The sequence below is a fragment of the Pontimicrobium sp. SW4 genome (assembly GCF_039954625.1).
Lineage (GTDB): Bacteria > Bacteroidota > Bacteroidia > Flavobacteriales > Flavobacteriaceae > Pontimicrobium.
The window spans coordinates 1,950,534-1,976,653 of the sequence record NZ_CP157199.1; the positions used below are offsets into that span (position 1 = coordinate 1,950,534).

General features: G+C 31.4%; 23 protein-coding genes. 7 read left to right on the forward strand and 16 right to left on the reverse strand.

What is annotated here, in order from left to right; all coding sequences use genetic code 11:
* Positions 1–39 precede the first annotated feature (39 nt).
* The 9 genes from ABGB03_RS09130 to ABGB03_RS09170 all read right to left on the reverse strand — a co-directional run bounded on the left by ABGB03_RS09130 (position 40) and on the right by ABGB03_RS09170 (position 9,210).
* Positions 40–1,611 carry a T9SS type A sorting domain-containing protein gene (locus ABGB03_RS09130; RefSeq protein ID WP_347922134.1) on the reverse strand — a complete coding sequence of 524 codons (1,572 nt, stop codon included), beginning with the start codon at positions 1,609–1,611 and terminating at the stop codon, positions 40–42.
* A 232-nt stretch (positions 1,612–1,843) separates the two neighbouring features.
* Positions 1,844–2,662: an SDR family oxidoreductase gene (locus ABGB03_RS09135; protein ID WP_347922137.1), complete on the reverse strand. Its 819-nt coding sequence runs from the start codon at positions 2,660–2,662 to the stop codon at positions 1,844–1,846.
* Between the two features lie 39 nt (positions 2,663–2,701).
* Positions 2,702–4,354, reverse strand: coding sequence for a DNA repair protein RecN (gene recN, locus ABGB03_RS09140; RefSeq protein WP_347922139.1), 1,653 nt, complete (start codon positions 4,352–4,354; stop codon positions 2,702–2,704).
* A gap of 84 nt (positions 4,355–4,438) precedes the next feature.
* Complete coding sequence (locus tag ABGB03_RS09145; RefSeq protein ID WP_347922141.1) at positions 4,439–5,329, reverse strand: DUF4835 family protein; 891 nt, start codon at positions 5,327–5,329, stop codon at positions 4,439–4,441.
* Positions 5,322–6,533, reverse strand: coding sequence for a bifunctional phosphopantothenoylcysteine decarboxylase/phosphopantothenate--cysteine ligase CoaBC (gene coaBC, locus ABGB03_RS09150; RefSeq protein WP_347922144.1), 1,212 nt, complete (start codon positions 6,531–6,533; stop codon positions 5,322–5,324). Before coaBC ends, ABGB03_RS09145 begins: the two co-directional genes overlap by 8 nt.
* A 6-nt stretch (positions 6,534–6,539) precedes the next feature.
* The gene (locus ABGB03_RS09155; protein ID WP_347922147.1) at positions 6,540–6,869 is read right to left on the reverse strand and encodes a DNA-directed RNA polymerase subunit omega; all 330 of its coding nucleotides are present in this window, start codon (positions 6,867–6,869) and stop codon (positions 6,540–6,542) included.
* A gap of 10 nt (positions 6,870–6,879) precedes the next feature.
* Positions 6,880–7,692, reverse strand: coding sequence for an outer membrane protein assembly factor BamD (gene bamD / locus ABGB03_RS09160; RefSeq protein ID WP_347922149.1), 813 nt, complete (start codon positions 7,690–7,692; stop codon positions 6,880–6,882).
* Between the two features lie 124 nt (positions 7,693–7,816).
* Positions 7,817–8,692 carry a 4-hydroxy-tetrahydrodipicolinate synthase gene (dapA, locus tag ABGB03_RS09165; RefSeq protein ID WP_347922151.1) on the reverse strand — a complete coding sequence of 292 codons (876 nt, stop codon included), beginning with the start codon at positions 8,690–8,692 and terminating at the stop codon, positions 7,817–7,819.
* Positions 8,692–9,210 (reverse strand): hypothetical protein, encoded by a 519-nt coding sequence (locus ABGB03_RS09170; protein WP_347922152.1) that lies wholly within the window; start codon positions 9,208–9,210, stop codon positions 8,692–8,694. Before ABGB03_RS09170 ends, dapA begins: the two co-directional genes overlap by 1 nt.
* Before the next feature lie 132 nt (positions 9,211–9,342).
* Here ABGB03_RS09170 and ABGB03_RS09175 point away from each other — a divergent pair, with 132 nt between their 5' ends.
* The 3 genes from ABGB03_RS09175 to ABGB03_RS09185 all read left to right on the forward strand — a co-directional run bounded on the left by ABGB03_RS09175 (position 9,343) and on the right by ABGB03_RS09185 (position 11,475).
* Positions 9,343–10,098 carry a 5'-nucleotidase C-terminal domain-containing protein gene (locus ABGB03_RS09175; protein WP_347922154.1) on the forward strand — a complete coding sequence of 252 codons (756 nt, stop codon included), beginning with the start codon at positions 9,343–9,345 and terminating at the stop codon, positions 10,096–10,098.
* Between the two features lie 7 nt (positions 10,099–10,105).
* Complete coding sequence (locus ABGB03_RS09180) at positions 10,106–11,020, forward strand: metallophosphatase (protein WP_347922156.1); 915 nt, start codon at positions 10,106–10,108, stop codon at positions 11,018–11,020.
* 65 nt (positions 11,021–11,085) lie between these two features.
* Positions 11,086–11,475: a DoxX family protein gene (locus ABGB03_RS09185; protein WP_347922158.1), complete on the forward strand. Its 390-nt coding sequence runs from the start codon at positions 11,086–11,088 to the stop codon at positions 11,473–11,475.
* Here ABGB03_RS09185 and ABGB03_RS09190 read toward each other — a convergent pair.
* Together ABGB03_RS09190 and ligA are read right to left on the reverse strand one after the other, a co-directional pair.
* Positions 11,464–12,207 (reverse strand): hypothetical protein, encoded by a 744-nt coding sequence (locus ABGB03_RS09190; protein ID WP_347922160.1) that lies wholly within the window; start codon positions 12,205–12,207, stop codon positions 11,464–11,466. The genes ABGB03_RS09185 and ABGB03_RS09190 overlap by 12 nt on opposite strands.
* Before the next feature lie 100 nt (positions 12,208–12,307).
* Positions 12,308–14,302, reverse strand: coding sequence for an NAD-dependent DNA ligase LigA (gene ligA / locus ABGB03_RS09195; RefSeq protein ID WP_347922161.1), 1,995 nt, complete (start codon positions 14,300–14,302; stop codon positions 12,308–12,310).
* A 96-nt stretch (positions 14,303–14,398) separates the two neighbouring features.
* On the opposite strand from ligA, the gene ABGB03_RS09200 reads away from it, so the two are divergent.
* The 3 genes from ABGB03_RS09200 to ABGB03_RS09210 all read left to right on the forward strand — a co-directional run bounded on the left by ABGB03_RS09200 (position 14,399) and on the right by ABGB03_RS09210 (position 19,908).
* The gene (locus ABGB03_RS09200; protein WP_347922162.1) at positions 14,399–16,630 is read left to right on the forward strand and encodes a family 20 glycosylhydrolase; all 2,232 of its coding nucleotides are present in this window, start codon (positions 14,399–14,401) and stop codon (positions 16,628–16,630) included.
* A gap of 139 nt (positions 16,631–16,769) precedes the next feature.
* A complete protein-coding gene (locus tag ABGB03_RS09205) occupies positions 16,770–17,459 on the forward strand; it encodes a copper homeostasis protein CutC (protein WP_347922164.1) in 690 nt (229 codons plus the stop codon).
* Entirely contained in the window at positions 17,449–19,908 is a 2,460-nt protein-coding gene (locus tag ABGB03_RS09210; protein WP_347922166.1) for a glycoside hydrolase family 2 protein, read from the forward strand. Before ABGB03_RS09205 ends, ABGB03_RS09210 begins: the two co-directional genes overlap by 11 nt.
* Before the next feature lie 5 nt (positions 19,909–19,913).
* On the opposite strand, the gene ABGB03_RS09215 is transcribed toward ABGB03_RS09210, so the two are convergent.
* Positions 19,914–22,565, reverse strand: coding sequence for a T9SS type A sorting domain-containing protein (locus ABGB03_RS09215; protein WP_347922168.1), 2,652 nt, complete (start codon positions 22,563–22,565; stop codon positions 19,914–19,916).
* A gap of 423 nt (positions 22,566–22,988) precedes the next feature.
* Positions 22,989–23,294, reverse strand: coding sequence for a cupin domain-containing protein (locus ABGB03_RS09220; protein ID WP_347922170.1), 306 nt, complete (start codon positions 23,292–23,294; stop codon positions 22,989–22,991).
* Positions 23,295–23,360: 66 nt separating this feature from the next.
* Between ABGB03_RS09220 and ABGB03_RS09225 the strand changes: the two genes are divergently transcribed.
* Positions 23,361–23,840 (forward strand): TetR/AcrR family transcriptional regulator, encoded by a 480-nt coding sequence (locus ABGB03_RS09225; RefSeq protein ID WP_347922172.1) that lies wholly within the window; start codon positions 23,361–23,363, stop codon positions 23,838–23,840.
* Between the two features lie 24 nt (positions 23,841–23,864).
* Here the strand turns inward: ABGB03_RS09225 and ABGB03_RS09230 are convergent, their stop codons facing one another.
* The 3 genes from ABGB03_RS09230 to ABGB03_RS09240 are packed head-to-tail and all read right to left on the reverse strand — an operon-like array spanning position 23,865 to position 26,091.
* Positions 23,865–24,455 carry a TIGR00730 family Rossman fold protein gene (locus ABGB03_RS09230; protein ID WP_347922174.1) on the reverse strand — a complete coding sequence of 197 codons (591 nt, stop codon included), beginning with the start codon at positions 24,453–24,455 and terminating at the stop codon, positions 23,865–23,867.
* Positions 24,452–25,300: a peptide chain release factor N(5)-glutamine methyltransferase gene (prmC, locus tag ABGB03_RS09235; protein WP_347922176.1), complete on the reverse strand. Its 849-nt coding sequence runs from the start codon at positions 25,298–25,300 to the stop codon at positions 24,452–24,454. Before prmC ends, ABGB03_RS09230 begins: the two co-directional genes overlap by 4 nt.
* Positions 25,297–26,091, reverse strand: coding sequence for a GNAT family N-acetyltransferase (locus ABGB03_RS09240; protein ID WP_347922178.1), 795 nt, complete (start codon positions 26,089–26,091; stop codon positions 25,297–25,299). Before ABGB03_RS09240 ends, prmC begins: the two co-directional genes overlap by 4 nt.
* Positions 26,092–26,120: the final 29 nt, after the last annotated feature.

The window sequence follows — 26,120 nt, forward strand, 5'->3', positions numbered from 1 at the left end:
CCTCGTAAAACGAGGCTTTAGTTTTATATAAATAAGATATTATCTTTTTATTATTTGTTTAGTTTCAGTTACTCCATTAATAGTAACTTTCACAAAATAAGAACCTGTTTGTAAAGCAGACATATCTACTTCACTTGCATTTCTATTAGGAGTTTGGCGTAATACTTCTTGTCCTAACATGTTATAAACAGATACGTTTTCTATGCTATCTTGAGCTCTTAAATTAAGCTTATCTTGTACTGGGTTTGGATATAACTTAAATTCAACCAAATCATTGTTATCTTCAATTGATAAAGATTCTGAAGACCAAACTTTAACAGTAAAGCTTCCATCGGCAACAGGTGTCGCATCCCAACTGAATACTCTAACATAATAAGTATCACCAGCAGTTAAGCCTGAAGCATTAATTTCTTCTGTGTCATTAGATCCACTAAAAGTGTCGTCTGCACAATCTATTAAAGTTAAAGAACCGCATGTACCAGAATACAGCATAGCTACACCGTCAAAATCCATACTCTCAAAAGTAATATTTACAGCATCTGTTCTAGCTTCAAATTCGAACCAAACATCGTCATTTGCAGTTCCAGCACTTCCATTACACATTTCAGCAGCTAAACCAGAATTGGTAGCACCACTAATAGTTCCATTGTGCGCTGTAGCTGATGCCGAAGTAGCTATTTCAATTTCTTGTGTAAACACTTCAGCTCCTGAGCAATCATCATTGCTTGAAGATGTATCAAAAGCAAATGGACCAGTCCAAGCACTTTTATCTCCACCCCCACAATCTGCTCTTACATATGCTGCATAAGAGTTTCCTGGAGTTAAAGATGTAAAGGTAAATTGATTAGCACTAGGTACACCTGGTGTATTTGTTATTGTTCCATCTGCATCAGGATCAGTATCTCCACCTGTTATATCTAATAAATTAACATCCCATTGTGTCTCTGTTCCGCCAGGTCCAGTTGTCCAAGAAAAATCAACACTAGTCGCCATTACATTAGAAATACTTCCAAAAGAAGGTTCAACACAAGTTGGTGCTTCTCTTACTAATACATCATCAATAAACCATTCTGAATCACTTGTTCCTTGATAATTAAATCCTAGAACTACAGAAGAATTTCCATTTGCTCCAGACAAATCAAAAGCTCCTCTAATTTTCCATACTAAATCTTCTCCACTAGTAAACCCAAAAGTAGTATTAACAGCTATCCAAGTTGCAGTATTTGCATCTCCAGCATAATCTGTCGAGTAATACACGCCTGTTGTTGCGGGGAAATCTGGGAACCTAACCGTTTCATAATAAGTTAATTCCGGATTAGTTGCAGAAGTAAAATTCATTGCTGGTGTTACCAACCATTTATTTTTTGCATCTGGAGATCCAGCATTTTCACCATGAGATAAATTAAATAATTCATTATAAAATGCAGATTTTGTTCCAGAGTTCGCAGCATTTGTTGTTGCTGCCCAAGGGTAACCCGCAACATCTCCAGTTCCTGCTACATCTGCCCAACTAGCTGGTAAAAAAGAACCTTCGAAATCTTCGTTAAGGTATTCTTGTCCGTAAAATAAAGATGACCACATAAGTAAGGTCAGTAGTGTAATTTTTTTCATATTATTACTATTTTGTTAAGTTTATTTTGTTGTGATTAAGGTAAATCAGGCGCATATTACTACAAAAAAGGGAAGTTGTAAACTATTATTCGTTAAACGATAAAAAATTTACGTTGAACCGATTAGCGACGTTCTTTATTTCGATAAAAAACTTAGGATAAGACAGATAATAATGAAAGCAAAAAGCCCCTGATAATCAGAGGCTTTAATTGAAAATATTACTTAATATATTTTATTCTTCTCCCATAAATGTACTCATAACTGCATCACTTACTCCCATATTACTAAAACCACCATCATTAAATAAATTTTGAAGTGTTACACGTTTTGTTAAATCACTAAATAAAGTTACTGTGTAATTAGCACAATCTAAAGCAGTTGCATTACCAAGTGGAGACATTTTATCTGCATAAGCAATAAACCCATCAAATCCTTTAACTCCTTTACCTGCAGTTGTTGGTGTAGGTGATTGAGAAATCGTATTTACACGTACTTTTTTATCTTTCCCAAAAAAGTATCCAAAGCTTCGCGCAATACTCTCTAAATAGGCTTTATTATCTGCCATATCATTATAATCTGGAAATACGCGTTGTGCTGCCATATATGTTAAGGCTACAATACTTCCCCATTCATTCATAGCATCATTTTTATATAATGTTTGCATGACTTTATGAAAAGACATTGCCGATACATCTGTTCCTTTCTGAGTCCAATCGTAATTTTGGTCTGTGTAAGCTCGTCCTTTTCTAACATTTACAGACATTCCTATAGAATGTAATACAAAATCCAATTTACCTCCTAAAACTTCCATAGATTTTTCAACCAAATTTTGTAAATCTTCAAGTGAGGTTGCATCTGCAGGTATGATTTCTGAGCCTGTTTTTTCAGCTAAGTCATTAATTTGCCCCATACGCATTGCAATTGGCGCATTAGTTAATACAAAAGTTCCTCCTTCTTCATGAACTCTTTCGGCTGTTTTCCATGCAATAGAATTAGGGTCTAATGCTCCAAATATAATTCCTCGTTTTCCTTTTAATAAATTGTATGACATCTTGTAATGTTTAGTTAGTTTGAGTTAGCAAAGATACTATTAATTCAATAATTGTTTAGCATGTGCAATTGCAGATGTTGACATTTCTTTTCCTCCTAACATTTGAGCAATTTCTACAATACGCTCATCTGTATTTAGTTTTACCATTTGTGTAGTCGTTTTATTATCTACATCTTCTTTAAAAACCTTAAAATGTGTATCCCCCTTTGCTGCTATTTGTGGTAAATGCGTAATTGTAAATACTTGCATAGACTTACTCATTTGCTGCATAATGGCTGCCATTTTATTTGAAATCTCTCCAGAAACTCCCGTATCAATTTCATCGAACATAATAGATGGCAACTGAATATATTTAGCCAAAATAGATTTTACAGCTAACATAATTCTAGATAATTCTCCACCAGAAGCTGCTTTCTTTAAAAGTTTAAAATCACCTCCTTTATTTGCTGTAAATAAGAAGTTTAAATTATCTTTTCCATTGTTATAAAAACTATTCTCTTTTGTAACTGAAATACTAAATTTGGCATTTTGCATACCAAGATCTATCAGTATAGCTTCTAATTGATTTGACAATTCTGGAATAGCTTTATTTCTTTTTTTATGTAAATCTTCAGCTAGTTTATTAAGAGATTGCTCTAATGTTTTTAAAGTATTCTCTTTTTCGAGAATGGCATCTTCAATAGTCTCTGTAACTAATACTTTTTCTGATAATTGTGTTTTTGTTTCAATTAATTCATCAATATTAGATGCTGAATGCTTTAATAATAAATTATGAATTTTTTGAAGTTTTACATTAACCTCATCTAGTCTATTAGGGTTTGCTTCTAAATTTCCTTGAGCGTTTTCTATTTCTCCAAATACGTCGTCCAATTCTATTAACGTACTATTTACTCTATCAAACAATTCTGAATACGTTTTAGATAATTTGGACAGTTTTTGCAAGCTATTTTTTAGTAAAGTCAAATTGTTTAGGATTCCTATTTGCTCTTCATTAAGTAATTGATTTGATAATAGTAATTCTTCTTTTATTTCTTCAACATTATTTAATGATTCATATTCATTTTCTAATTCTTGAAGCTCCCCTGAAACTAATTGCGCATCTTCTAACTCATTAAATAAAAACAAATTATAATCATATTCTTTAAGTGCTTCAGCTTTTTGAAGCCTTAATGATTGTAATTCATTTTTCACTTTGTTGAAAAATTTTAGTGTAGTTTTATAATCTTCTAATAACTCTGCGTTGTTAGCTAAAGCATCAATAATTTGAAACTGAAAATCGTCATTGGTTAACTCTAAAGTTTGATGTTGTGAGTGAATGTCAATTAAAAAAGTTCCTAATTGTGCTAATATATTTAGATTTACTGGTGAGTCATTTATAAAAGCTCTCGACTTACCTGACGGCAAAATTTCTCGTCTTATAATTGTTTCAGGTTCATAATCTAAATCTTCCTCTTTAAAAAATTTCTTTAAGTTGTAATTGGCTATATCAAATGTAGCTTCAACAACACATTTTCTAGAAGCATCTTTTACGCTACTAATATCTGCTCTCTTCCCTAAAATTAACGATAAGCCTCCTAAAAGAATTGATTTCCCAGCACCAGTTTCACCTGTAATAATACTTAAACCATTGTTGAAAGATATTTGTAAATCTTCAATTAAAGCGTAATTTTTTATGGATAAGGCTGTTAGCAAAAATAATTACTTTAAGAGTTAATCGCTTCATTATCTATTTCAAGAAACGAGATACAAATTTAAATATAAAATGGTAATGTAAGCTTAGTAATTAATGTTTCTCCATTTATTAGAATGGTTTGGAGCCATTTTGGTTAAAGATGCTACCAAATCTGTAATACTTATACTTGGTCCATCTGTAAATATGTCTTCAATTTCTTCAGCTTTAGCATCAAAAAACACACGCATAATAAATGAGCTTGGTCTTCTTCTATTTATGGCTTCTAGCCCAGAAAGAGCATCAGAAACTTTTTGTTTTGCATTTTTTTGGTTTAAATGCATAGTATCTAAACCACCAATATGATAGTTGTATAACGTACTTCTAAACTCTTTGTATGTTGGCGATAATAAGTTATCTATTAGTACAAATCTAGATTGCAGCCCATCTTCTGGTTTCCAACCCTTAAAATTACTTTGTTGCGAGTAGCTTAAAATTGTCCTTGCTTGTTGGTAATATTCATCACCTCCATTTAAAGCAAAAGAATCAGCATCCATCCCTAACATTACATAGATATGATATGCTAGTACTGATACTAAATTTGATTGAAATTGGTTAGGGTTGTAGGTGATGTTTTGAAATTCTTGATATCTAAATGAAAAATCTTTATCGTTAAAATTGTAAATAGGTGTACTATATGATGAATTAAAAATTGGTCTTGAAGATCTTATTTGTATGGAACCTTGAAAAACATCATTATTGTATCCAGTAATATTTATTACCATACTACAATTAATCTGCTCATTCTGAGAAAAACTCTTGTTAGTCCACTTAGTATTATTTACAAACTCTTTTAACTGATTCTCTAAAGTTTTAAATACTTGAACATTTTCGTTACCAGTTTGCTGCGCATTAACAATAATATCGCAATTTAACTCTTGTGAAGTTACAACAAACGAACAAAATACTGAGGCTATAAGTAGTAGTAGTTTACGCATGGTATTGTTTTAATATTTCTTGCATAATATCTTTAGCAACTTCTGCTTTAGATTTTAGGCCATAATTAACACTGCTTTCATTTTTATCGATAATAGTTACTTTATTGGTAGCACCACCAAAACCAGCACCTTCATCATTTAACGAATTTAATACAATTAAATCTAAATTCTTAGATTTAAGCTTTCCAATTGCATTCTCTAATTCGTTATTAGTTTCTAAAGCGAAACCAACCAAAATTTGGTTTTTCTTTATTTTTCCTAAAGAACCAAGTATATCTTTCGTCTTTTCTAACTCTAAGGTTAACGTAGAATCTTTCTTTTTTATTTTTTTATCGGCTACAAATTTTGGTCTATAATCGGCAACTGCTGCAGATAAAATAGCAATATCACATTCTATAAAACTATTATGGACAGCAATGTACATGTCTTCTGCACTAACTACAGGAATAATTTTAATCAAATTACTGCTCACACTTTGATGTGTTGGTCCAGTAATTAAAATAACCTCAGCTCCTAGTTGTGATGCTGCTTTGGCAATTTCAAAACCCATTTTTCCACTTGAATGATTACCAATAAAGCGAACAGGATCTATTGCTTCATACGTTGGTCCAGCTGTAATTAATACTTTTTTGTTATGCAATGGAAGTCCAGAAAGCACATGGTTTTCTATAAACGCAACAATATCTTCTGGTTCTGCCATTCTACCTTCCCCAACCAGTCCACTAGCCAATTCTCCGCTAGTTGCTGGTATCATTACATTCCCAAAACTTTGAAGCTTTTCTAGTGAGGTTTTAGTAGACTCATGCTTGTACATATCCAAATCCATAGCTGGTGCAAAATACACTGGACATTTGGCTGATAAGTAAGTTGCTAAAAGCATATTATCGCTGTTACCAGAAGCCATTTTAGAAAGTGAATTAGCTGTAGCAGGAGCAATTAAAAACAAGTCAGCCCACAAACCTAACTCCACATGGTTATTCCATACGTTGTTTTCATCTTCGTCGTTTGTAAACGAGGTGATAACTGGGTTCTTAGATAATGTTGATAAGGTTAAAGGGGTTATGAAGTCTTTAGAAGCAGGTGTCATGACCACTTTAACATGTGCACCTGCTTTTATAAACAATCTTACTAATGACGCTGTTTTATAAGCAGCAATACCAGCAGTTATGCCTAGAAGTATATTCTTGCCACTTAAAATAAACATCACTAATTATTCTTGAGAATCTTGCTCAGTATTTCTGTAGTAAATTTTTTCATTTAACCATTCTTGAACAGCTAATGCATGAGGCTTTGGTAATTTTTCGTAAAATTTAGATACCTCAATTTGCTCTTTGTTTTCGAAGATTTCTTCTAAACTGTCATTATATGTAGCAAACTCTTCTAACTTATCGATAAGTTCTTTTCTTATCTCCGTGTTAATTTGTTCTGCTCTTCTTGCAATAACAGAAATTGCTTCATAAATATTACCAGTAGGCGCATCAATTTTATTTCTATTGTACGTCTCTGTATTTACTGGAGCATTTACTTTCTTTAAATCCATCTTTATATAATTAACCTTTGTTTTCGTATTGTTTTTGTAATTCTACTAATTCTGTATTCATTTTATCTGCTTTTTCGATAAATGATGAATTAGCAAATCTTCTTTTAAATGTATCGTAGAATGCAATTGCATTTTTTATACGCTCTTCTTTTTTATACTCTACACTATTAACAGCCAAATTATATGCTGAATCTAATCTATAAAACATAGCTTCTTCTTTATAGGTAGCTCCAGGGTAATCTAATATAAAATTATCGAATGCTTTAATAGGAGCTTCATAATCTCTATTGTGTGGTGCAATTGTGTGATATTGTTTTGCTATTTCGTAAGCTTTTCTTTCTAACTTAAAATCTAACTCTTTAACCATTTTATTTGCTTCAGCTAAATAGCTAGAATTAGGATACAAGTTGATAAAAGTTTGCATTTTCTCAATCGCTTCTACTGTTTCTTTTTGCTCTTTACTGTAAATTGGAGGAAGATGATAATAGCTCTTTGCACCTAAAAAGGCAATTTCTTCAGCTTTTTCACTTTCAGGATAAGAATTTACAAAACGTTCCATTTCATAATTAGATGTATAATAATCACCAACTTCATAATGCGCTTTGGCTTTCATATACATAAGCTTTTGCGCTTGAGGTTTACCTCTGTATTTTGGAGCAATTTGCTCGAATAAACGCAGTGCTTTTCTGTACTTTCCAGTATCGTAAAGCTCTGTTCCCATTGCAAATTTAACTGCAATGTCTTCAGATTTTATAGCTTTTTGAAATTCACTACAAGAACTAAATGTTATAGTTATAATAAATATGTAAATAAGTCTCTTCATAGATTTTAAACAGGATGCAAAAATAGACATTTATAACGTATTTTAAAAACAATTATTTTAAGCTAAAATATAACGACATTTTCCTTCTAAATAACGTTTAAGTAATATTTAACTTTTAAATGATTTAATACTGTTTTACATAGTCATTAATTCTCTCCTTTAGACTTTTTGTTGCAGGTACTAAAGGCAGTCTAACGGTATCTTTACATAAGTTCATACTTTCAAAGACAGCTTTTATGCCAGCAGGGTTATTTTCTTCAAAAATTAAACTAGTAATTTCCATAAACTTATTGTGTAGCAAGTAAGCTTCAGCAGCTTTACCGTCGAGTCCTAATTGCATCATTCGCGAAAAATCTTTAGGAAAAGCTTGTCCTAATACCGAAATAACACCTGAACCTCCTGCTAAAGTGACTCCTAAAGCTAAATCATCATCACCAGAAATTATCAAAAAGTCTTTTGGTTTATCTTTCAAAAGCTCTAAATACTGTTGTTGATTATTTCCAGCTTCTTTTACAGCTACAATATTATCAAAATCTCTAGCCAATCTTAATGTTGTTTCTGGTAGCATATTTTTAGCTGTACGTCCAGGTACGTTGTACAATATAATTGGAATTGGACAAACTTGAGAAATAGCCTTAAAATGTTGATAAAATCCTTCTTGAGTTGGTTTGCTGTAATAAGGAGCTACTGATAATATGGCGGCAAAACCTGAAAGATCAGTATTATTAATTTCATTAATTACTGCTGCTGTATTATTACCACCGATACCTAAAACTAAAGGCAATTTTCCTGCATTAGCCTTTTTTATAGTAGCTACAATATCTTGCTTTTCTTTATTAGAAATAGTTACACTTTCTCCTGTGGTTCCGCTTATTACTAAGTAATTAGTGCCATTATCCACATTGAATTTTACAATGTTTGAAAGTGCATCATGATCAACACTTAAATCGTCTTTAAATGGAGTAACTAAGGCAACTCCTGTTCCTACTAATGTGTTCATTATATCTTATTAAGTACTTTTAAATATTTAATCAATTCCATTTTAAATAGCTCTACTTCATTTGGTTTTACATCTATTATAAAATCATTCAGCCTTTCATCATTTCCAGAAATGCCGATTTTGAAATTTGCTTTAGATAAAGCTGTTACCATATTTAGCTCTAAATTATCTTCTTTATAATAACTTATAAGAGCATCAAATTCAGTGTTTATAAATTCTTCAAGTTCTACATTTTCAATCTTACCCTTCCAACCAAAGTTTTTAGAATTAAAAAAAGCATCCCAATTATTAGGCGTTAATTTTTCATCCGTTATAAAAGCAATAAATTTCACTTTATTCTCTAATATATTTACCTCTTTAAACAGACTTTTAAACGCTTCATAATTATTAAATTCATCAAAAGAGAGGATAATTCCAATCGATTCAATTTTTCGTGAATCTGCAATTACGCTCCTTGAATTTAATATATTGTTGATATATTTTTGATTTGATTTTTCCTTAAATCGTTTTAAAAACATTTATATTTATGCGTTTATACAAATGTAGTAAACCAGCAAGATTAAAACTATTACAATTAAGCACTTTCAATCTATTTGTGATAGATATAACATCTTTATATTAAATTGTATTAAATATAACAACAAACGTTAATGACTAACAGATATTTTTTAAGCCTAATTGTATTAATTCTTCTCGTGTCTTGTAAGCAGGAGGTACATCTTACTAAAATAGAAGGTAAAAGAATTGAAATAAACGATTCTCTTTCTGGAAATAAAGACATAGAAGCTTTTATTAAACCTTTTAGAGAACATGTAAATAGTGATCTTGATAGTGTTTTAGCATATTCTCTAGACACTTACTCAAAAACAGATGGCGAATTAAATACAGCTATAGGTAATTTTATGGCTGATGCTGTCAAAGAAATGGCAAATCCAATATTTAAAGCCAGAACAGGAAATGATATTGACATTGTTATGCTAAATCATGGAGGCATAAGATCCATCCTTTCAAAAGGAGATATAACCAGCAGAACCGCATACCAAATAATGCCATTTGAAAATAGCGTGGTTGTTACTGATTTAAAAGGAACTTCAGTTAAAGAAATGATAAGCTATCTTCAAAAAGCAAAACGTGCGCATCCAATCTCGGGAATGAGTATTAAATTAAATCGTGATTTTGAATTGTTAGATGCTAAAATAAAAGGTGAAGCAATTGATGATAACAAAACATATTATGTAGCCACAAACGACTATTTATATAATGGAGGTGATAATATGAGCTTTTTTAGACAAGGAGATTCCCTTTACAAACTTGACTATAAAATTAGAAATATACTAATTGACTATTTCAAAAAAGTTGACACCCTTAATTTAAGCGCAGACAATAGATTTATAAAAACCAAATAATCCAAAAATGAAACGAAGAGATTTTTTACAACAAACTGTTGCTAGTAGTGCTCTAATTGGATTAGGTGGTCTAGCTTTATCATCTTTTAGTAGTTCATTACAGAAAAAAATTACCATCTTACATACTAACGATGTACATAGCCATATTGATCCTTTTGGTCCAGATGATGGTAGAAATGCTAACAAAGGTGGTGTTGCTAGAAGAGCCAATCTAGTTGAGAATATTAGAAAGGGAAACCCAAATACGTTATTACTTGATGCAGGCGATATTTTTCAAGGCACTCCATACTTTAATTACTATGGTGGTGAACTTGAGTTTAAGCTTATGAGTATGCTTAAATACGACGCAGCTACTATTGGAAACCATGATTTTGATAACGGTATTGATGGTTTATATGCACAATTGCCACATGCGAAATTTGACTTTATTTCTGCTAATTATGATTTTTCAAATACTGCTTTAGATACACATGTAAAACCTTATAAAACTTTTATTAAAGATGGTATTAAAATTGGTGTTTTTGGCTTAGGAATTGAATTAGATGGATTGGTAACTAAAGATTTATATAAAGAAACTGTATATCTAAATCCTAAAGAAATAGCTCAAGATATGAGTCGTATCCTCAAAGATGAAGAGCATTGCGATTTGGTTATTTGTTTATCGCATTTAGGTTATAATTATCGAAATAATCCTGATAAGCCTTCAGATTTAACCCTTGCCAGAGCAACTAAAAACATAGACCTAATTATTGGAGGACACACACATACCTTTTTACCAAAACCAACCATTGAAAAAAATAGTATTGGAAATAATGTATTAGTAAATCAAGTAGGCTGCTATGGTTTGTATTTAGGAAAAATCGATTTTTACTTTGATAGCGATAAAAACAAATCCTCAAACGGAACCACCATTATCGTATAATTTTAATCTAATTGTAAGTCTTTCTTTTTTAGCCGTCTAAAAAAGATAATTAGCACTTACTATATATGAAAAAGTACATTCCGTTAGCATTACGAATTATTATTGCCTTTATTTTAATTCAAACACTTCGTTTTAAATTTACTGCGCATGAAGACAGTGTTTATATTTTTGAAACAGTTGGTTTAGAGCCTTTCGGAAGAATTGGTATTGGAGTTTTAGAACTCATTGCTGGTATTTTATTATTAATTCCAAAAACAGTATGGGCAGGAGCGGTATTAACGCTTGGACTTATTGGAGGCGCTATAATAATGCATTTAACACAATTAGGTATTGAAGTAAAAAATGATGGAGGCATGTTGTTTATTACAGCGGTAATTACTTTTGCTTTATCAGCAATTGTACTTTATATGCATCGAAAAGAAGTTCCGTTAATCGGTAAAAGATTATACCTTTAGTTTTTCAAGTACCTCGTATTTTTTTGCTTTCATATAACTCATACTGGATTGTATATAGAAGAAACAAAAAGCAAATACCAATAACACTGAATAGACGATGCTCAAGATATTTTTTTCTGAAACATAGAAATATGCAACTTGAATAACTTCAGAGAATACTATACAAATGGCTCCTAACAATAAATTCATTGCTTTTTTAGAATCCCTGCTAATATAATTTATCAATGCTACAGTCAACAAGAACATAATTGACGTATTGTAAAGTAATTCAATTAAATAATCAATAATACCATACAAAAAGTCACTTTGATAAGCTGTATCAGTAACCAATATAATGCTATAGATATCTAAAGCTATCAATATTATGATATGAAAAGGAAAACGGTTAAATATCCTACGCAAATTCATTGTTATTAATATACTAATACTTAAACAAAAATAAGCAGCTATATATAATAAGTTTCCTCCATAATAAAGAATATCATCAATTAAAATAGAGTTTTCGGCTAAAGGAAAAAAGACTCCTGAAAACTCCGAAATAGAATATAATACCAAAAAATAAAAGAAATAAGATTTCTTGCATTTGTTAGATATACAATACAAAACTGTTAGTAATGGCAACAATAAAGACCTAACTATACTACCAATATCTTGCAATCCAAATATTTGGAAACCAAGAAAAGTAATAGTAAGCACTATTATTATACCTAGCAATAATTTTGTCTTTCGCATATAGATTTGGGGTCTATTTGTCAGACAAATATAACAATATATTACAATTGAACGATAAAAAAGTGCTTTTTATCGATAAAAAACTCTATTTATAATTATTCTAAATAATTAACTGTAAGAAGTCTTTTTCATTGATTATAGGAATATTTAAACTATTAGCTTTTTCACGCTTACTTGGTCCCATTTTATCTCCAGCCACTAAATAAGTCGTTTTAGAAGAAATTGATGAAGAAACCTTACCTCCATTATCTTCTATAAGTTTCTTTAATTCAGTACGTGAAACTGTTTCAAACACACCAGAAACAACGAAAATTTGATCTTTCAGTTTTTCTGTCTGATTTGCTAAAACCTCCTCAGATAAAGCCAATTGAATACCAAATGCTTTTAACCTATCAATAATATGTCTATTTTCTTCTGAAGCAAAAAAATCAACAACACTTTCTGCTATTTTAATCCCTATCTCATCAACTGCTACCAAATCTATTATAGTCGCTTGAGATAAAGCCTCTATGCCTTTATAGTGTTTTGCAAGCTTTTTAGCAACCGTTTCACCTACATATCGTATTCCTAAAGCAAACAATACACGTTCAAAAGGAATTTGTTTGGATGCTTCAATACCATTTACCAGATTTTCAGCACTTTTTTCTGCCATTCGTTCCAAAGGCATCACCCTCTCCTTTGTTAATTCATATAAATCTGAATAATTACTAATCAATCCTTCATTAACCAATAATGCAACCGTTTCTCCTCCTAACCCTTCAATATCCATAGCTTTTCTAGATATGAAATGCTGTATTCTTCCAATAATTTGTGGATTACAACCATTATAATTAGGACAATAATGTTGTGCTTCCCCTTCTTGCCTTACTAATTCAGTATTGCATTCTGGACAATGGGTTATATATTGTGTAGATAAAGAATTTATTGGTCGCTTGGTTAAATCTACAGCAACAATTTTAGGGATGATCTCCCCTCCTTTTTCAACAAACACCTCATCTCCAACTCTAATATCTAATTTTTTAATTTGGTCTGCATTATGCAACGACGCTCGTTTCACGGTTGTTCCAGCCAATTCCACAGGCTCTAAATTGGCTACAGGTGTAATAGCTCCTGTACGACCAACTTGGTAGCTAATCTCATTTAATGTAGTGGAAACTTGTTCTGCTTTAAATTTATAAGCCATTGCCCAACGTGGCGCTTTGGCAGTATAGCCCAATTCTTCTTGTTGTTGCAAATCATTGACTTTAATTACAACGCCATCTGTTTCGTAAGGTAGATTATGACGATGTACATTCCAATAATCAACAAACTCTAAAACAGCATCGATGGAGTTTACCAATTTTGCAGCATTTGGGACTTTAAACCCCATTTGTCTTGCAAGTTCTAAGCTTTCAAATTGTGTGTTAATTCCTAAATTAGAACCTGTAATATTATATAGTAAGCACTCTAAAGGTCGTTTTGCAACCTCAGCACTATCTTGTAGTTTCAAGCTTCCAGAAGCCGTATTTCTTGGATTTCTATAAGGCTCCTCTCCTATTTCTATACGTTCTTCGTTCATTTTGTTGAACCCTTCAAATGGCAATACAATTTCACCTCGAATATCAAATTTTGAAGGATAATTCCCTTTTAATTTCAAAGGCACCGATTTAATAGTCTTAATATTGGCAGTAACATTATCACCTTGTGTACCATCTCCTCTAGTAACAGCTTTAACTAGATTTCCATTTTCATAAGTCAAACTTATGGAAGCACCATCATATTTAAGCTCACATGTATATTTCACATCACCATCTATCATTTTCTTAATACGTGTTTCCCAATCCAATAAATCTTCTTTTGAATACGAATTATCCAACGAATACATTCTGTGTTCATGAACAACAGTTTCGAAATTCTTTGTTATTTCTCCTCCAACACGCTTTGTTGGCGAGTCAACTTCAGCAAATTCTGGATATTTTGTTTCTAACTCTTGAAGTCGTTTTAACTTTATATCAAACTCATAATCACTTATAGTTGGCTTATCGAAAACGTAATAATTATAGTTGTGCAAACGAAGTTCTTCGCTTAGTTTTTTTATTTGTTGCTGAATATCCATAAAATAATTTCAGAAAAAGTTATCTTTTTAGGCTATATTTAAAGCTTCTAATATACTAAAATGCATTACAAGAAAATACTCGTCACTCTGCTTTTTATGAGCATTTTATTCAACTGTAAAGAAGACAAAAAATTAACTACAGAATTGTTAATAATTCCACAACCATCAGAAGAAATTGTTAATCAAGGTCAATTCATCTTAAATTCTTCAACTGGAATTAGTTATGATGATACTTTTAAAATTTCCGCCGAATTCTTAAAGTCTTTTATTCAAGATGGCAGCAATATAAAACTAGAAGGCAGTAATTTAATTTCATTTATTAAAGACGAAAATCTTACTAATGAAGGTTATTCTTTAGAGATTCTTCCAAAAAGCATAAACATAAAAGCTAAAACGGACCAAGGCGCTTTTTATGCTGTGCAATCGTTAAGGCAACTACTTCCTTCTGAATTTGAAAATAATACGTTTAAAAATAACAAAGCAGCTATTCCTTGTGCAACTATTAAAGATGAACCTCAATTTAAATATAGAGGCATGCATCTAGATGTTGGTCGCCACATGTTTTCTATTGATTTTATCAAAAAATACATTGATGCTTTAGCCATGTTGAAAATGAATACTTTCCATTGGCATTTAACCGAAGATCAGGGTTGGCGCATTGAAATTAAAAAATACCCAAAACTACAAGAAGTTGCAGCTTATAGAAATGAAACTTTAATTGGACACTATAGTGATCAACCTCATCAATTTGATGGTAAAAAATATGGTGGCTATTACACACAAGAAGAAATTAAAGATGTTGTTGTATATGCTCAAAGTCGCTTTGTAACGGTTATTCCAGAAATTGAACTTCCTGGACATGCGCAAGCTGCCATTGCAGCCTATCCTGAATTAGGTTGTACAAGAGAGCAAGTTGACGTTGCAACAAAATGGGGAGTTTTTGAAGACATTTATTGTCCAAAAGAAGAGACCTTTACTTTCTTAGAAGATGTTTTAGATGAAGTATTAGCATTATTCCCTAGTGAATACATTCATATTGGTGGTGATGAAGCACCAAAAACAAGATGGAAAAATTGTGACCATTGTCAAGCCCTTATTAAAAAAGAAGACTTAAAAGATGAGCATGAGCTCCAAAACTATTTTATTACTAGAATTGAAAAATACCTTAACAACAAAGGCAGACAAATAATAGGTTGGGACGAAATCCTAGAAGGTGGTTTAGCTCCTAATGCAACTGTAATGTCTTGGCGAGGATTTAATGGAGCCATAGAAGCTGCCAAACAACATCATAATGTTATTTTAACACCTGGTTCTCATTGTTATTTTGACCATTATCAATCCGAAAATAAAGATGAACCAATTGCTATTGGTGGCTTTTTGCCATTAGAGAAAGTATATAGCTTTGATCCAATTCCTGAAGAATTAACACAAGAAGAAGTAAAATATGTTCTTGGTGCTCAAGGCAATGTGTGGACAGAATACATGAAAACTTCACAGCATATTGAGTATATGGTTTTTCCACGAATTTTAGCTTTAAGCGAAGTTGTATGGTCCTACCCTGAACAAAGGAATTATAAGGAATTTGTATCAAGAGTTGAACATTTTCATAAACGTTTGGATGCTTTGAATATCAATTATGCTAATCATTTATATGAAATCGAAGGCAAACTAGTAACAAAAAACGATAAACTAGCCTATCAATTGGAAACATCTTCTAAAGAAAAAACCATTCGGTATACCTTAGACGGTACCGAGCCAACAATAAATTCTAGCGCTTATAGCAGCCCAATACTTATTACTGAAAGTACAACTCTAAAAGCAGCAGTTTTTAATACAGAGAGTAAATTAGGAGATACCTTTTCGCAGGACATTAATTTACACAAAGCCGTTGGAAAACAAATTACAATAAACAAAGAACCACATAAATCCTACCCAGGAAGTGGAGCTGCAGGATTAGTCAATGGCATTTCTGGAAGTGATTCTCGTTATGGTGACAAAGAATGGTTAGGTTTTTCTGGAGAAGATATTGAAATAACCTTTGATTTAGGTGAAGAAACAGACATCAACTCTATTGAAACGCGATTTCATAATGGGCAAGGACAATGGATTTATGCGCCTAAACAAATAGCGATAAGTTATGATAACAATGAAGAATCAATAATAGCTATCCCAAGTTCAGGAGAACTATTAGTTCCACTTAACATAATAAAAGTTGGTAAAGCGAAAACTATAAGATTAAGTATTCCAAACTATGGTGTTATTCCAGAAGGTAAACAAGGTGCTGGGAACAAAGCTTGGACATTTATTGATGAAATAATTGTAAATTAATTACCCTCTAGTAAGTTCGAGTGAAATTGTGCAAGAATTTTATATCGAGAACCTAGTATCTCGATACAATTTTGATAAATCAAAATCACTCGATGTGACAAAATGAATTAAAAAGAATCCTGCCTTTGTAGGAGATAATATGAAACTAGAAATTTGTGCTAACTCCTATCAATCTGCTAAAAATGCTCAAGAAGCAGGAGCTCATCGTATAGAATTATGTCAAGAATTGTCAGTTGGAGGTATTACACCAAGTTATGGTTTATTAAAACAAGTAATAGATATGCTTTCTATTCCCATATTTGTCTTAATACGTCCGCGAAGTGGCAATTTTTTCTACACAAATGAGGAATTTGACATCATGAAACAAGACATTCAACTATGCAAAAATTTAGGTTGTTCTGGAATTGTTTCTGGTATTTTAAGTAACGACAATACGATTGACATTGAAAGAACTAAAGAATTGGTTGAGTTATCTAAACCATTACAATTTACCTTCCATCGTGCTTTTGATTGTGTAAAAAATCCTTTTGAGGCGTTAGAACAATTAATCGACTTAGGCGTTGATAGAGTATTGACCTCAGGTTTGGAAACCTCAGCAGAAAAAGGATTGAATCTACTAAAACAATTGCATGAACAAGCAAATGACAGAGTAACCATTTTAGCTGGGAGTGGCATCAACCCTAAAAATGCTAAATTATTTATAGACGTAGGTTTAAATGAAATTCATGCGTCTGCCTCATCAAAAATAGAAATTGAAAGTTCATTATTTTCAACACCTCTCACCTATTCTGATTCAAAAAAAATTAAAGCCATTTTTGATGCGATATAGTATTCTACTCTTAATACTTATTTGCTTTAGCTGTCAAACTAAACATGATGCACCTCAAACTATTGAGCTACACAATAATTGGCAATTCAAAAAAGCGAATGAATCAACTTGGAATCCTGCTACGGTTCCAGGAAATGTCCATTCTGATTTATTGGGAAATAGTCTTATTCAAAACCCATTCATTGGAAACAATGAGCATGATTTACAATGGATTTCAGAAACTGATTGGGAATATAAAACAACCTTTTCTGTAGAAAAAAAAACACTTCAAAAAAAGAATATCGAACTTGATTTTGAAGGTTTAGATACTTATGCATCTATATTTTTAAATGACAGCTTAATCTTAAAAACTAACAATGCCTTTCGTGAGTTTCAAGTAGATGTAAAATCCTTATTAAAAACTGAAAACGTATTACGGATTCTATTCAAAAACACTATAAAACATGAAGAACAAGCCAAAGAAAAATTAGGTTATACCTTGCCAGAAGGCAATCGCATTTTTACCCGAAAAGCACAATTTCAATACGGTTGGGATTGGGGACCTAAACTAAATACTAGTGCTATTTGGCGACCTGTGAAATTGGCAGCTTGGAATGATTATAAAATTAATGGTTTTCATATTGAACAACCGTCTTTAAATGATTCTATAGCTGAATTAGCAGTAATATTGGATACTAACTCAAAGCTAAAAAAATTAAACTTTGATATTTATGTAAATGATTCATTACAGGCTTCTTTAGAAGATTTTTTAACTAACGATTCTAAAATAATACCATTTACAATAAAAAACCCAAAACGTTGGTGGCCACATAATTTAGGAGACCCTTATTTATATGACATCAAAGTGGTAGTTAAAAAAGGCAAAACTATTTTAGATAGTATTTCAGTTAAAAAAGGTTTACGAACTATAGAGTTAGTTGCAGAAAAAGATAGCATTGGTGAATCTTTTTATTTTAAAGTCAATGATGTTCCTGTATATGCTAAAGGTGCCAATTATATTCCGCAAAACAATATGCAAAATAAAGTTACTAAAACACATTATGAAAAATTGCTTGATGATGTTGTTGATGCTAACATGAATATGCTGCGAGTTTGGGGAGGAGGCATTTATGAGAACGATATTTTTTATGAGTTGTGTGACGAAAAAGGCATCCTAGTTTGGCAGGATTTTATGTTTGCGTGTGCGATGTACCCTGGAGATAAAGACTATTTACAAAATGTACAACAAGAAGCTATTGACAATGTTAAACGATTAAGAAATCATGCAAGTATAGCTTTGTGGTGTGGAAATAACGAGAATAGCGAAGGTTGGCATCGTTGGGGTTGGCAAGACGGAAGACAACAAGAAGAAAAAGATGAAATATGGGGTAATTATTTAAAAGTGTTTGACTCTATTTTACCAAATACAGTCGCTAATTTAACTGATACAGATTATTGGGAATCGTCGCCAAAATATGGCCGTGGAAATCCTAAATACGAATTTGAAGGTGACGCTCATGATTGGTGGATTTGGCATGATGGATATCCTTTTGAGCATCTTGAAGAGCGTGTTCCAAGATTTATGAGTGAGTTCGGGATGCAATCCTTTCCTAGTTATGAAGTTATTAATTATATCAATCAAAGTGATTCGTTAGAAATTACTTCAGTAGGGTTTAAAAACCATCAAAAGCATGTTCGCGGATTTCAGTTGATTGATGAGTACATGAAACGTGATTTTCCTGTAGCTACAAACCCAGAAGATTATGTATACATGAGTCAACTATTACAAGCATATGGTATTACCAAAGGCTTAGAAGCACAACGTAGAGCAAAACCTTATAATATGGGAACTTTGTATTGGCAATTGAATGACTGTTGGCCTTCAATTTCATGGTCTAGTATTGACTTTTTCGGAAACTGGAAAGCGTTACATTATAAAACAAAAAAGGCTTTTGACAATGTTTTAATATCATCAAAAGTTGAAGGAGATATACTTAAAACATTTATCATCAATGATAATTTAGAAGCTGTAACTGACACACTTCACTTAAAATTAATTGATTTTTCAGGTAAAGAGCTTTGGACTTATTCAAAAGAGATTACCGCTTTAGAAAACAGTAGCGAATTGATGCATGAACTAAATCTGATTAATATTGACAAAAGGAATGCTGTTCTCATATCGAGTTTTAACAATACAACCTCAACTCATTATTTAGCAAAACCTAAAGACTTAAAACTTCAACAGGCTGACATCAATCACGAAATAACAAAGATTTCTTCTGGATTTAAGATAAAACTATCTAGCTCTACTCTGCAAAAAGATGTATTTCTTTTTACTAAAACAAAAGGACATTTTAGTAATAATTTTTTCGACTTACTTCCTAATGAATCCATTGAAATTGAATTAGAAACTGAAGCTGAAACTCTAGAGGGTTTGAAGATTAAAGCGTTGAATGGATTTATTAAATAAATCTCTTATTTGATTATCAATTTTTTTATGACTTCTTTTTCGCCTAGGGAAACTTTTACAAAATACAATCCACTATTTAGCTCTTTGACATTTATAGATGTATCATTGGATATAAGCACTTTCTTACCAAGGGCGTTAAATATTTCTACCAGGTTAACCTGAAAGTTAGAAGTTGCATTAATATTAATAAACTCTCTTGTTGGATTTGGATGTAGTGTTATTGAAGCAGCCAAATTAAAGTCATCTATACTTAGCGTTGAACAACTTTCACTAAAAGTTGTTTGGGCATCTATATTGATCCAATTGGCAGTACTGTAAGCTACATTATCAACTGTAATACAAGTTAAACCAGTATTTGATGTTGCATTAAACTCTACGAAGTTAGAGTTATTGCCGTTTTTAACGTTTAAAGTTTCTAAATTATTAATGTGACAGGTCAACGTAGTCAAATATGGATTCTGGCTGACATCCAATGAGGTTAAATTGTTATCATCACACTTTAAAATAGTGAGTGCTGTGTTTTGAGATACATCTAAGCTCGAAATATCGTTGATTCTACAGAATAAAAATTCAAGCAATGTATTATTGGTGACATCGAGATTCGTTAATTGGTTGTCATAGCAATAAAGAGTTTTTAAGGCTGAATTTTGTGAGACATTTAAATTTGACAAGTTATTATTACTACATGTTAAGTAATTTAGATTTAATAATTGAGATACATCTAAACTAGAAATTTGGTTGTTATCACAATAAAAATATATAAGGTTTGAATTATTTGAAATGTCAATATTTGATATTTGGTTATTTGAAATAATAAAATTTATTAAAGCTGTATTTTGAGTAACATCTATTGAAGAAATATTATTATTATTTAAGATTAAGGACTCTAATAATAAATTATAATTTAGAGATAATGAATTCAAGTTGTTATAAGCACATTGAAATTGTTTTAAATTAGTGTTTGAACTTAAATTTATTGTGCTTAATTGGTTGTTATTAAAATATAAATCTTCTAGTAATACATTATTTGAAAAATTTACTGAGGTTATTGAATTACCTACAGCATACAATGTCTTTAAATTTAAAAACGCCTCTATTCCAGTGAGGTCTATAATGTTTTTCGAATTTACATTTAAAAAAGTTATGGTATCTATTGAGTTTATTTTTACATAGCCATCTAAGGTCGTATCATAACCTAAGTCTATCAAGGCTTGTTCAAAATTATTGTCAGGCACATAAGCTTCAGTAAAATGGCAATTTTCACTAAAGGAGGTTTGAGCATCATAGTTTCCCCAATTAGTGTAACTATATGTAATATCATCAACTTGAATACAAGTTAAATTGTGATTATTTGAAGCATCAAAAAAGGTAACATTAGTATTATTACCATTACTTATATCAAGCGCTTCTAAGTTGTTAGAAGGGCAATTTATTTCTGTAAGATTTGTGTTTAGGTTTAAGTTAAGCTGCTCAATAGCATTGTCTCCACATATTAAACGTTTTAACAAAGTATTATTTTTTACATTAAGTTCAGTTAATAAATTCGAGTTACAAGCTAATACTTCTAACGCTAAATTTTGTGTGACATCTAAACTAGTTATTTGGTTATGCCCACAAAACAGATCTTTAAGGTTTGGTTTGTTTGTAATATCAATACTTGTTAACTGATTTTGTCCAATACTTATCTTTTCTAAAGCTGTGTTCTGGGTGATTTCTATAGATGTAAGGTTGTTGTAACCACAAAAAAGAGTTTTTAAATTTATGTTTGAACTTAAATCTAATGTATTGAGTTGATTAAACATTATATATAATGTTTCTAATTGAATATTTTTTGACAAATCTACCGATGTCAATAAATTGTTTGATGCTGTCAATAACGTTAAGCCTGTGAATCCTTCAATTCCGGTGAGATCTGCAATATCTTTTGCTAATAAATCTAATGAGGTAACTGTTTTTATTGAATTTTTGTCTACATAGTTATCTAAAACCGTATCATAACCTAAATCAATTAATACTTGTTCAAAGTTATCATCTGGCACATAAATATCATTAAAATGGCAATCTTCGCTAAAGGAGGTTTGAGCATCATAGTTTCCCCAATTTGTATAACTATAGGTTATATCGTCAACTTGAATACAGATTAGATTAGGGTTTGAAGATGCATTGAACTCTATTATGTTTGTATTGTTACCATTATTTACCATTAAAGCTTTCAATGCATTATTATTGCAGTTGATAAGCATTAAGCTCGTATTTAAACTTAAATTAAGCTGTGTAATACTGTTGTTTCCACATCGCAACTCCTCCAATAGTGCATTGTCCCTAACATCGAGTGTGGTCAAGGAATTTGAGCCGCAATTTAAGATTTCCAAAGACAGATTTTGAGAAACATCCAGAACGGTCAATTGGTTTCCAAAACATCTCAATTCGGTTAATGCCGTAAAATCTTCAATGCCTGTTAAATCTGAAATGTTACTGTTATTGACATTTAAAAACGTAACTGCATTGATATTTGAGGTAAGCACATAGTCGTCTAAAACAGTATCGTAGCCTAAATCTATTAAAGCCTGTTCAAAATTATCATCAGGAACATAGGTGTTTTGAGTATACATAGTTAATGATAACAATATAAAAGTTAGGAAAGTAAAAGTTTTCATAAGCGAGATTATTTTCTTTTGATTTATCTATTTATTGATTCAAACTGTTTTTATAACAACTTAAAACAAAGATATTTGCATGTGAAATTCTTTAGTAAAACTCAGGTTGTAAATTATATCACATTTGTAGCGTTACTCGTTTCATATTAATGACTTGAAACAGATATGTTAATCCTTGCAACATAAGTATCAAAAGCTAGGACATGTATTAGCTGTTAATGAAATAGAACTAAGTAGTGTGGTAATTTTTATAATTGCGTTAATTTCTAGAAAATGAACCTTGGGTTTCCAGTTGTAAAAACATGAACTCACATTTACATACGTATTACCAAAGTATTCTATGATGCTACCTAAACCTTGATTATCATATCATAATCTTTCACCGAATTAATAACTTGCTAACGATTTCTGGTGCCATGGATTTTATTTTGCATTTTCTTCATTTATTGGCACACCCATATTCTCGAAAAAACTTCCAAAGCCTTTCGGACTATGTATATTTATCCATTTACAAGGGAAACCACTAATATTGTTAAAAGTATGCAATGTTTTGAGCGAAATGTCTATAGACTCACCAGCTTTCACCTTCTTGGTTTCACCATTAACAAAAAACTCCATCTCGCCTTCAACTATAAAAAAAGACTCGTTATAGGAATTGTGAAAATGTGGTGGTGGATCTTGAGTTTTTGTAGGTGTTTCCACGAATACTAAATCAAAAGCTTGAAACAAGAGAACATATTTTAGCAAGTGCGTAGAAATTACTAAGTAAGGGTATTGATTTTTCTCTTGAAGAGGTTGCAAAAGAAGCCGGAATTTCTAGAGCGACTATATTATAGATATTATTCAAATACTGAAATACTTGCGGCAGAAGCTAGCTTGGATATAAACACCTTAAGTCCTGAAAATCTAATCAAGAGTTTGCAAAGTAAAGATCTTGAAAATAAGATTTTTGAAATTCAGAATTATTTCAATACGCTGGCCATAGAAAATGAAAATGCCTTTCACAAATATCTTAGCGTGGTCATAACCTCTAATGCAGAGAAAATAAAAAGAGGGGCAAGACGGAAGAAAACTCTGGAATTAGCTCTAAAGGATGTAGAAATTGCTGCAAAGGACAAGAATGATTTAGTAAATTTGCTAAGTATATTGATTGGAATTAAACCACTTATAGTGTCAAAGGATGTATCCAGTTTAAATAATAAACAATCAAAAGAAATACTAAAATGGGGAATGAAATTAATCCTGAAAGGCTACTTTGAATCCAAAAAGGAATAACTGTAAATACAGGACAAAACCAATCTAAGTTCTATCCTCTTTTAACCACTTTGGAACATCTTGCGGTTTGAAGTTTCTCATTTTATCGATTAGCCTGTCTATGTTATTATCTACAATTAATAACTCAAGATTATCCAGTTTTAAAAAGTCTTTGGAAACCATGGTTTCCAACATGCGAATTAAATCATCATAAAATCCATTGATATTAAACAAACCTATTGGTTTTTGATGCAAGCCCAATTGTGCCCAAGTGATGATTTCAAATAATTCTTCAAAAGTTCCGAAACCACCGGGAAGTGCAATAAAACCATCAGACATTTCATGCATTTTCAACTTACGTTCATGCATGTTTTCTGTGGTAATCAATTCACTCAAGCCTAAATGCACCACTTCTTTCATTTTTAGGAATTCTGGAATGATGCCAATTACCTTGCCATGATGATCAAGCGAGGATTGAGCAATTTTTCCCATAATGCCGATTTTTGCAGCACCATAGACTAAGGTGATATGTTCACTTGCCAAAGTTTTCCCTAAGGCTTTAGCTTCAGAAATTATTTTAGTATCATTCCCTTCACTGCTTCCACAAAAAACCGCGACAGATTTTAGTTCCTTCATCCTTTTATTGCTTTAATCATTCTATCTTTTTCAAAAATATCCATTTTTAAATCAACATTTTTAAAATTGGAATTTGCTAATAATTCTTTTGTAGACTCACCCAAATTCTCATTGATTTCAAAATATAATTGACCATTTGGCTTCAGTATCTCATTGGAAATTTCAGTTATTTTTCTGTAAAACAATAAAGCGTCGTCATCTTTAACAAATAGCGCTAAATGTGGCTCATGATTTAGCACATTAGCACTCATCGTTTCCTTTTCTAATTCTCGAACATAAGGTGGATTAGAAACGATAACATCAAATTGTAAGCTATTAAAATCCCAATCTAAAATATCAGCTTCAATAAATTCTACTTCAACATCATTACTAATAGCATTCTGTTTAGCTAATTTTAAAGCATTTTCAGAAACATCTAACGCAAAAACTTTAGCGTTTGGTAAGTTTTTAGCCAACGTAATAGCTATACATCCGCTACCAGTGCCAATATCTAAAATGGAAATACCTTCCTTGTTCTTATGTTCATTAATAATCCAAGCGACCAATTCTTCGGTTTCAGGCCTAGGAATTAACACCGAAGGATTAACCTTAAAAACTAATCCATAAAACTCAGTATCTCCAAGAATATATTGAATAGGCTCATAGTTTTTCAGTCTATCAATGGCATTTTGATACTTATCATATTTCTTTCCAGACACTACGGCATATAAATTCTGTGAAATATCAACACGTTTCATTTTTAAAATATGATCAGACAACATATTGAAAAATGAGTCTATTTCGGTATCAGGATAGTATCCTATTAGCGCATTGTTAAAATAAGTTCTTAATGATTTTAATATCATAGTATGTTTTTTATCATATATACTCCACAAATAGTATGCCCTGTGTTTCCAATTGGTTTTTCCAAATATTTAAATCCGTTTTTCTCATATAGCTTAAGCGCCAATTTGAGTTGCGGAGCAGATTCTAGATAGCAAAATTTATAATCGAAATCTTTAGCAGCCTTCATACATGCATCAAACAATTTTTTTCCAAAACCTTTACCACGTGCATCAGGATGAAAATACATTTTTTGCAATTCGCAAGTATCTTGTGCTGATCCTTTTAGCTGCTTTATACCTCCTCCACCTAATACCTTTCCATTTTCCTCTACCACAAAATAAATGGCTCTATCAGATTGAAACCCTTCGTACATGTGTTTTACATCATCATCTTCAAGAGAAGAACCAACCGTTGGCATATCAAACTCTTTAAAACAGTTCGTCATAATTGCTTCTATAGACTGGTTATCTTCAGGTTTTATTTCTCTAATAATCATGTTATTAACACCTAATTTTTTAATCTTCTTTTTGTGATGTGAAAATACGTAATATAAACGCGACTTGAACGAGAAAAAACTAAAAGACAATCCCTTTTCGTTTTTAGAAAAAAATCCTTTTAAAAGACCAATCAAATCATTAATTATATAAGACAAAGGGAATGAAATAATCAAAAGCCCTAAATAGTTAGAAGTTAACCACGAACTATAAAGTGATTCTAATCCTTCAGGCAAAGAGGTCATAAAAGAAAAACCTATCATCATAATAAAAGCACACACAAAATAAGCTAGTAAACGGAAGACAAATTTTTTCAATGATATTTGAATTTTCCATAAATATAAAT